This is a genomic window from Exiguobacterium sp. SH5S13, from assembly GCF_004337085.1.
Classification (GTDB): domain Bacteria; phylum Bacillota; class Bacilli; order Exiguobacteriales; family Exiguobacteriaceae; genus Exiguobacterium; species Exiguobacterium aurantiacum_A.
Window position 1 is genome coordinate 1 of the sequence record NZ_SJUS01000049.1, and the last position, 2,999, is coordinate 2,999.

At 54.3% G+C, this 2,999-nt stretch carries 1 rRNA gene; it reads right to left on the reverse strand.

Going from position 1 to position 2,999, the window contains the following annotated elements:
- Positions 1–4: 4 nt before the first annotated feature.
- A 23S ribosomal RNA gene (locus EVJ30_RS14795) occupies positions 5–2,918 on the reverse strand.
- Positions 2,919–2,999: the final 81 nt, after the last annotated feature.

Below are 2,999 nucleotides of genomic sequence, written 5' to 3' on the forward strand. Positions count from 1 at the left end.
TTTCTAGATCAAAGCCTCGACCGATTAGTATCATTCAGCTCCACACGTCGCCGTGCTTCCACCCATGACCTATCTACCTCATCGTCTCTGAGGGGTCTTTCTTGATTGCTCAAAGGGAAATCTCATCTCGGAGGGGGCTTCATGCTTAGATGCTTTCAGCACTTATCCCGTCCGCACGTAGCTACCCAGCGATGCTCCTGGCGGAACAACTGGTACACCAGCGGTGCGTCCATCCCGGTCCTCTCGTACTAAGGACAGCTCTCCTCAAATTTCCTGCGCCCACGACGGATAGGGACCGAACTGTCTCACGACGTTCTGAACCCAGCTCGCGTACCGCTTTAATGGGCGAACAGCCCAACCCTTGGGACCTACTCCAGCCCCAGGATGCGATGAGCCGACATCGAGGTGCCAAACCTCCCCGTCGATGTGGACTCTTGGGGGAGATCAGCCTGTTATCCCCAGGGTAGCTTTTATCCGTTGAGCGATGGCCCTTCCATGCGGAACCACCGGATCACTAAGCCCGACTTTCGTCCCTGCTCGACTTGTAGGTCTCGCAGTCAAGCTCCCTTCTGCCTTTGCACTCTACGAATGATTTCCAACCATTCTGAGGGAACCTTTGGGCGCCTCCGTTACTGTTTAGGAGGCGACCGCCCCAGTCAAACTACCCGCCTGACACGGTCCTCCAGCCGGATCACGGCTGCGAGTTAGAGACTCTATACGCAAAGGGTGGTATCCCAAGGATGTCTCCACCGAAGCTGGCGCTCCGGCTTCACAAACTCCCACCTATCCTGTACATCGCGTACAAAGCCTCAATATCAGGCTGTAGTAAAGCTCCATGGGGTCTTTCCGTCCTGTCGCGGGTAACCTGCATCTTCACAGGTACTATGATTTCACCGGGTCTCTCGTTGAGACAGTGCCCAAATCGTTACGCCTTTCGTGCGGGTCGGAACTTACCCGACAAGGAATTTCGCTACCTTAGGACCGTTATAGTTACGGCCGCCGTTTACTGGGGCTTCGGTTCAGTGCTTCTCTTGCGATGACACATCCCCTTAACCTTCCAGCACCGGGCAGGCGTCAGCCCCTATACTTCATCTTGCGATTTAGCAGAGACCTGTGTTTTTGCTAAACAGTCGTTTGGGCCTATTCACTGCGGCTTATGTTGCCATAAGCGTCCCTTCTCCCGAAGTTACGGGACCATTTTGCCGAGTTCCTTAACGAGAGTTATCCCGCGCGTCTTAGAATTCTCATCTCGCCTACCTGTGTCGGTTTACGGTACTGGCGCCGACCTCCTTACTAGAGGCTTTTCTTGGCAGCGTGAAATCCGGTACTTCGCCCTACGGGCTCCACATCACAGCTCAACCTTGTATGCCGGGCGGATTTGCCAACCCGACGGCCTCGCTGCTTGTCCGTGCACTTCCAGTCGCACGGTTACCTTATCCTTCTGCGTCCCCCCATCGTTCAAACGGTGGTACGGCGGTACAGGAATATCAACCTGTTGTCCATCGCCTACGCCTTTCGGCCTCGGCTTAGGTCCAGACTAACCCTGAGCGGACGAGCCTTCCTCAGGAAACCTTGGGCTTTCGACGGAGGGGATTCTCACCCCTCTTTTCGCTACTCACACCGGCATTCTCACTTCCAAGCGCTCCACGGCTCCTCACGATACCGCTTCACTGCTGCTTGGAACGCTCCCCTACCATTCCTTACGGAATCCATAGCTTCGGTGGTATGTTTAGCCCCGTTAAATTTTCGGCGCGGCGTCACTCGACTAGTGAGCTATTACGCACTCTTTGAATGGTGGCTGCTTCTAAGCCAACATCCTAGTTGTCTGTGCAACGCCACATCCTTTTCCACTTAACATACACTTTGGGACCTTAGCTGATGGTCTGGGCTGTTTCCCTTTCGACTACGGATCTTATCACTCGCAGTCTGACTCCCGAGTACAAGTTGCCGGCATTCGGAGTTTGACTGAATTCGGTAACCCTGTGGGGGCCCCTAGTCCAATCAGTGCTCTACCTCCGGAACTCTTCACCTCGAGGCTAGCCCTAAAGCTATTTCGGGGAGAACCAGCTATCTCCAGGTTCGATTGGCATTTCACCGCTACCCACACCTCATCCCCGCACTTTTCAACGTGCGTGGGTTCGGACCTCCAGTCAGTGTTACCTGACCTTCATCCTGGACATGGGTAGATCACCTGGTTTCGGGTCTACGACGACGGACTGATGCGCCCTATTCAGACTCGCTTTCGCTGCGGCTCCGCCTTATCAGCTTAACCTTGCCCGCCATCGTAACTCGCCGGTTCATTCTACAAAAGGCACGCCATCACCCGTTAACGGGCTCTGACTACTTGTAGGCATACGGTTTCAGGATCTATTTCACTCCCCTTCCGGGGTGCTTTTCACCTTTCCCTCACGGTACTGGTTCACTATCGGTCACTAGGAAGTATTTAGCCTTGGGAGATGGTCCTCCCGGATTCCGACGGGGTTTCACGTGTCCCGCCGTACTCAGGATCCACTCTGGAGGGGATAAGATTTCAGCTACAGGGCCGTCACCTTCTCTGGCCGACCTTTCCAGGTCGTTCACCTATCCTATCCCTTTGTAACTCCGTATAGAGTGTCCTACAACCCCAGGAAGCATGCTTCCTGGTTTGGGCTGTTCCCGTTTCGCTCGCCGCTACTCAGGGAATCGAATTTTCTTTCTCTTCCTCCGGGTACTTAGATGTTTCAGTTCCCCGGGTTTGCCTCACACCGTGCTATGTATTCACACGGGTGTCCCGCCAGTCTCCCGGCGGTGGGTTCCCCCATTCGGATACCTCTGGATCAAAGTGCACTTACCACTCCCCAGAGCATTTCGCTGTTCGTCGCGTCCTTCATCGGCTCCTAGTGCCAAGGCATCCACCGTACGCCCTTTCTACCTTGATCTAGCGTTTCTAAGACACACGGTCCGAACGGACCATGCATATTTTTCTTGGTTTGATGTCTTGATGAATCTTCAGTTTTCAA